The sequence below is a fragment of the Streptomyces sichuanensis genome, assembly GCF_020328095.1.
Lineage (GTDB): Bacteria > Actinomycetota > Actinomycetes > Streptomycetales > Streptomycetaceae > Streptomyces > Streptomyces cinnamoneus.
In genome coordinates, this window is record NZ_JAIXMK010000074.1 from 1 (window position 1) to 5,862 (window position 5,862).

General features: G+C 70.8%; 5 protein-coding genes. 1 reads left to right on the plus strand and 4 read right to left on the minus strand.

Going from position 1 to position 5,862, the window contains the following annotated elements; translation table 11 throughout:
* From LE181_RS20800 to mtnA, 4 genes are all read right to left on the minus strand, one after another.
* The coding region (locus LE181_RS20800; RefSeq protein WP_505016587.1) for an LpqB family beta-propeller domain-containing protein at nucleotides 1-587 on the minus strand (587 nt) is incomplete at its 3' end.
* Nucleotides 571-2,694, minus strand: a complete 2,124-nt coding sequence (gene mtrB, locus LE181_RS20805; protein WP_308103174.1) for an MtrAB system histidine kinase MtrB — start codon at nucleotides 2,692-2,694, stop codon at nucleotides 571-573. The genes LE181_RS20800 and mtrB, both read right to left, overlap by 17 nt.
* A gap of 1 nt (nucleotide 2,695) precedes the next feature.
* Entirely contained in the window at nucleotides 2,696-3,373 is a 678-nt protein-coding gene (mtrA, locus tag LE181_RS20810) for a two-component system response regulator MtrA (protein WP_190112661.1), read from the minus strand.
* Entirely contained in the window at nucleotides 3,370-4,500 is a 1,131-nt protein-coding gene (mtnA, locus tag LE181_RS20815; protein ID WP_225662831.1) for an S-methyl-5-thioribose-1-phosphate isomerase, read from the minus strand. Before mtnA ends, mtrA begins: the two co-directional genes overlap by 4 nt.
* A 220-nt stretch (nucleotides 4,501-4,720) precedes the next feature.
* Between mtnA and LE181_RS20820 the strand changes: the two genes are divergently transcribed.
* The gene (locus LE181_RS20820) at nucleotides 4,721-5,752 is read left to right on the plus strand and encodes a glycerophosphoryl diester phosphodiesterase membrane domain-containing protein (RefSeq protein ID WP_225662832.1); all 1,032 of its coding nucleotides are present in this window, start codon (nucleotides 4,721-4,723) and stop codon (nucleotides 5,750-5,752) included.
* Nucleotides 5,753-5,862: the final 110 nt, after the last annotated feature.

The following is a 5,862-nucleotide window of genomic DNA, read 5'->3' on the forward strand; positions in this document are numbered from 1 at the left end:
TCGGCAAAGTAATACTTATTGACCGAGCGGTAGATGCGCTGGAACTCCGACGCCCCCAGCACGAGGCCGGGGTCCAGCGCGTCGATGCGCCACTCGCCGTCCTCGCGCGCCATGTGCAGGCGCGCCCTGTAGTCGCGCTCCTCGGGCTTGTAGGCGTGCTTGGCGTCCACCTTCGCGATCTGCTTGCCGGTGAGCGTGACGGTGAACCCCTGCTCCCGGTCACCACCGCTGCTCTCGACCCGCACCTGCGGCGTCTGGGACAGCACCGTGGTCTCCGCCGAGGGATCCCACTGCCGCTTCACGTTCTTCGCCAGGTACATCCGGGCCGTTTCGTAGCCCGGGTCGTCGCTGGTCGTCGCCTCCAGAAAACCGGCCACGAGCTCCAGCGGCTGCTCGTTCTTGCGCGGCGGCACGCCGTACACCCGCACCTGGGCGTCCGCGTCGGCGCGCTGCGAGGAGTCCACGGAGTTGACCGACCCGCTGTCCGGCATCGACGCACAACCGGCCAGCAGGCCCCCGCTCAGCGCGAGCGCCAGGAGGCCCGCCGCCGGACGCATCCCGCGGCCGCGCTCAGTCCTGACCGTCACGATCGCCTCCGGTCCCGTTCCCGCCGGACGTGCCCGGCCCCTTCCCGTCACGCGGACGGGGCTCGTCCTTGCCACCCGTACCGGGCTCGTCCTTGGCGCGCGTGTCCTGCCCGTTCTCGCCCCGGTCGCCGGCCTTCTCACCACCGAGCGACTCACCCGGGCGCGTCACCACGCGCGCACCGCTCCCGGGCAGCGCCGCCGGGTCAGCCGTAGGACGTACGTTTCTGCTCTGCATGGGCATGGGCGATGCCCGTCCCGGCAACGCCGACGGCATCCCGGCCCCGTTCCCGGCCCCGTTCCCGGCCCCGTTCCCGGCCCCGTTCCCGGCCCCGTTCCCGGCCTCGTTCCCGGCCTCGTTCCGCTCGCGGTGGCGCCGCGAGTCCTCCGGCTCCAGGGGGATCGGCGAGCCGCGCAGCGAGTCGCCCACCGTGCGCGGCAGCGTCAGCCGGAACTGCGAACCGCCGCCCGGCTCGCCCCATGCCTGCAGCCAGCCGCCGTGCAGACGTGCGTCCTCCACCGCGATCGACAGACCCAGGCCCGTACCACCGGTGGTGCGCGCCCGGGCGGGGTCGGCACGCCAGAAGCGGTTGAACACCCGCGTCGCCTCGCCGGGCTTGAGGCCCACGCCGTAGTCGCGCACCGCGACCGCGACCGCGCCACCGGCCGCCGCCAGCCGCACGACCACGTCCCGGCCCTCACCGTGCTCCACGGCGTTGACGACGAGGTTGCGCAGGACGCGCTCCACCCGCCGGGCGTCCGCCTCGGCGATCACCGGCTGCTCGGTGCCGCGCACCAGCAGGCGGCTGCCCTTGCGGTCGGCCAGCGGCAGCGCACCGTCCACGACCCGGTTCACCACGTCGCGCAGGTCTATCGGCTCGGCCTCCAGCGCCGCGGCGTGCGCGTCGAAGCGGCTGATCTCCAGCAGGTCCGCCAGCAGCGACTCGAAGCGGTCCAGCTGCCCGAACAGCAGCTCCGCCGAGCGCGCGGTGACCGGGTCGAAGCTGTCCCGTGCCTCATGGATGACATCGGCCGCCATCCGCACGGTCGTCAGCGGCGTCCGCAGCTCGTGCGAGACGTCCGAGACGAACCGCCGCTGCATCCGCGACAGCTCCTCCAGCTGCTGGATCTTCACCTGGAGGGTCTGCGCCATCTTGTTGAAGGCTTCACCCAGACGTGCGATGTCGTCCTCGCCGGTGACCTTCATCCGCTCCTGCAGGACGCCCGCGGCCAGCCGTTCGGAGATCGACGCGGCCATCCGCACGGGCGTGACGATCTGCCGTACCACCAGCCACGCGATGGCGCCCAGCAGGACGACCACGAAGACCCCGGCCGTCGTCAGCGTGCCCTTGACCAGGCTGAGCGACTTCTCCTCCTGGGTGAACGGGAAGAGGTAGTAGAGCTGGTACGCCTTGCCGTTGACGTCGTACAGCTGCTTGCCGACGATCAGCGCCGGCTGCCCCTCGTCGGAGGCGCTGCGCTTGATCGTGCCCGGCTTCTCGAACGTGCCCGGACGACGGTCCAGCTGCTTGCGCAGGTCCGCGGGCACGCTGTGCTCGGGATCGATGTCCCCGGAGGCCCGGGGACCGCCGGCGCTGAGCGCCACGACGTGGTAGACGCCCTGGCCGCCGCTGGCGAGCTGCTGCACCAGGGCGGTCAGCCACGCACCCGAGTCGGGATTGCCGCGCCCGCCGGACTGCGAGCTGTCCTGCCCGCGTCCTTCGGCCCCGGGGTCGGCGGCGTCGCGCGCCGCCTTGAAACCACCCTCGGCCTGGCTCTGCGAAGCGTGCCGCTTCGCATCCAGCAGGCCGTTGCGCACCTGCCCGATGACGACCACGCCCAGCAGCAGCACGACACCGAGCGACATCACCAGCGTGGTCGCCACGACCCGCAGCTGGATGTTGCGTCGCCACAGCCGCATGGCCGGCAGCAGCGGCCGCCGCACCCAGCGCACGTACAGCCGCAGCAGCGGATGCACCGGCCCCGCTCCGGCGCCGTCGGAGAGCATCCTGCCGGCACGCCACAGCCGCCGGAAGAACGATATGCCGCCCGCCGCCGTCTCGACGGGCCGCCCCGCGTCCCGCTCCGGAGCGGCACCGTTGCCGGTCATGTCAGCTCGGCCCGGCCTTGTAGCCGACGCCACGGACGGTCACCACGATCTCCGGCCGCTCGGGGTCCTTCTCGACCTTCGAGCGCAGCCGCTGGACGTGCACGTTCACCAGACGGGTGTCGGCGGCGTGGCGGTAGCCCCACACCTGCTCCAGCAGCACCTCACGGGTGAACACCTGCCACGGCTTGCGGGCGAGCGCCACCAGGAGATCGAATTCGAGCGGCGTCAGCGCGATGGACTGCCCGTCGCGCTTCACCGAGTGCCCGGCGACGTCGATGACGAGATCGCCGATCGTCAGCTGCTCCGGCGCCGGCTCCTCGGACCTGCGCAGGCGCGCCCGGATGCGGGCCACGAGCTCCTTCGGCTTGAACGGCTTGACGATGTAATCGTCCGCACCCGACTCCAAGCCGACCACCACGTCCACGGTGTCGCTCTTCGCCGTCAGCATGACGATCGGCACGCCGGACTCGGCGCGGATGAGTCTGCACACCTCAATGCCGTCGCGGCCGGGCAGCATCAGATCCAGCAATACAAGATCAGGTTTGGCCTCGCGAAAAGCCACCAGTGCCTTGTCGCCGTCCGCTACAAACGACGGCTCGAAACCCTCACCACGCAGCACAATTCCGAGCATCTCGGCCAGTGCGGTGTCGTCGTCGACGACAAGGACGCGTCCCTTCATATCGACATCATCCCATTACCCGATCGTGACCTGGCACACAGCTCCGCCAAACCCGCCTCCGTGACGGGGGAAACAACCCCGTTTTCCGTGACAATCGCGGTCACCAACTCCGGCGGTGTGACATCGAACGCAGGGTTGTACGCCTGTGTTCCGAGCGGTGCGACGGGCACTCCGGCCCCTGCACCCGGCAGCTCGGTGACCTCGTGTCCCGGCCGCTGTTCCACCTCGATGGCCGCCCCTTCTGCGGTCCTCAGGTCCACGGTCGTGCTCGGCGCCACCACGACGAAGGGAACGTGGTGATAGCGGGCCAGGACGGCCAGCGGATAGCTGCCCACCTTGTTGGCCACCGAGCCGTCGGCCGCTATCCGGTCCGCGCCTATCAGCACCGCGTCCACCTCGCCCGCCGAGAACAGCGAGCCCGCCGCATTGTCGGTCAGCAGCGTGTACGGCATCCCCGCCCGCGCCGCCTCGTACGCGGTCAGCCGGGCGCCCTGCAGCAGCGGGCGCGTCTCGTCGACCCAGAGCCTCCGCAGCTCCCCGAGCCGGTGCGCAGCCCCGGCCACGGCGAACGCCGTGCCCTCGCCCCCGGAGACCAGGGCGCCGGTGTTGCAGTGGGTCAGCAGACGGAACCCGCCGCCGGGCAGCAGCTCCTGCAGCAGCGCCAGCCCGTGCGCCGCCATGCGCTCGCTCGCCCGGGCGTCCTCGCGATGCAGCGTCCGGGCTTCCTCCAGCGCCGCCGCAGCGGCCCGGTCGGCGCCGGCGCCCGCCTTGAGGGCCCGCCGGTACGCCTCCAGGGCCCTGCGCACGCCGTACGAGAGGTTCACGGCGGTCGGGCGGGCGTGTACGAGCATCTCGGCCGCCTCGTCGACGTCGAACCCGCGCACGGCGGCCAGGGCGAGCCCGTAGGCTCCGGCAACTCCCAGCAACGGAGCACCACGTACGGCCAGCGAGCCGATTGCGTCGATCAGTGCGGGGACATCGGTGCAGACCAGCTCGACCTCGTCCGTGGGGAGCCTTCGCTGGTCCAGAAGGACGATCACTGGCCCCTCGGGCAGGTCCTCCCATCGCAGGGCGGGGACAGTGGAAGATCCGGTGAAGGACGCGGGCGCCGCGTACTGATCAGCCATTGGTCCAGTCTGCCGCGCATGCACGAACTATTGAAGGGCTCCTCCGACCGCCTCCCTCTTACGTGGAGGCGGGACGGGAGGAGGAATGGCTCCCAGCACGCTCCGGGGGCCTACGAGCCCTCCAGGGGCCCCTGAGGCCCGTGACACGATGACTGACCGGCATTGAGAAGCCCGCACAACCGCTGGACGGTGGGGGCGGGCATCAGAAGGAGCAGCAGAAATGAACGACTGGGGCAGTGGAGGCAATGGCTGGGGCCGGGCCGGGGGTGGTGGCTGGGGCAACAACCCGTGGCCCCCGCCCGCCCCGCCGGCACCGAAGCCGGGCGTGATTCCGCTGCGGCCCCTGGGGGTCGGCGAAATCCTGGACGGTGCCTTCACCACCCTGCGCAGGCATTGGCGGACGGCTCTCGGGATCTCCCTGGCCGTGGCGGTCGTGACCCAGACGGCGCAGACCGTGGTGACGGGGCTGTGGTTCGGGGAACAGTCGGCGCTGGCCGAGCTGGGCAGAGCAGACACGGTGAGCCCCCGAGAACTCCTTGATGCCCTGAAGGAGGGGATGGGGGCCCTGGCCGTCATCATCCCCATCAGCCTCATCGGCTCGATCATCGCGGCGGCGATGCTCACGGTCGTCGTCAGCCGCGCTGTCCTGGGCAAGCCGGCGTCGGTGGCCGACGCCTGGGCGAGCACTCGCGCTCAGCTACCCGGGATGACGGGCCTGTTCCTGGCGATTCCGCTGCTCATCACCGGGGCTTTCGCGGTCGGCATGCTGCCGGGCCTCCTGCTCATCGGCGCGGGCGCCGAGGCCGCCGGCGCGGCCGCCCTCCTCGTGGGCGGTGCAGCGGGCCTGGCCGGTGCGGCCTGCCTCTGGATTCGCTACTGCCTGGCTGCGCCGGCGCTCGTCCTGGAGAAGCAGGGCGTGAAGGCGGCGATGGGCCGCTCGGCGAAACTGGTGCAGGGCGCCTGGTGGCGGATCTGCGGAATACAGGTACTCGTCATAATGATTGTTTTCGTGGCGGGCGCCATTGTCGAGATGCCGGCCATGGTCATTAAATTGATCTTGATGGGCGAGCCGTCCGCAGAGGATGCGACGAGCTGGCCGTCTTTGATCATCAACGGTCTCCACGCGACCATCACTTCTGCGCTGACGCTGCCGATTACGGCGGGCGTCACCGCACTGCTCTACATGGATCAGCGCATCCGGCGTGAATCCCTGGACATCGAGCTCGCACGTGCGGCGGCCGAGGGGCAGTAGAGCGAAACACAGTTGGGTTTGGGCCTCGCCTCCGGGGACCGTGAAAGGTTCCTGGGGGCGGAAGGCTCGGTGGAGTGGCCGGTGGGGGCGGTAAAGGTGCCGGGAACCGG

Bases quoted from the DNA above. Each gene is read 5' to 3' on its own strand.
- mtrB (WP_308103174.1), bottom strand. From the start codon at position 2,694: ATGACCGGCAACGGTGCCGCTCCGGAGCGGGACGCGGGGCGGCCCGTC.
- mtrA (WP_190112661.1), bottom strand. From the start codon at position 3,373: ATGAAGGGACGCGTCCTTGTCGTCGACGACGACACCGCACTGGCCGAG.
- mtnA (WP_225662831.1), bottom strand. From the start codon at position 4,500: ATGGCTGATCAGTACGCGGCGCCCGCGTCCTTCACCGGATCTTCCACT.
- LE181_RS20820 (WP_225662832.1), top strand. From the start codon at position 4,721: ATGAACGACTGGGGCAGTGGAGGCAATGGCTGGGGCCGGGCCGGGGGT.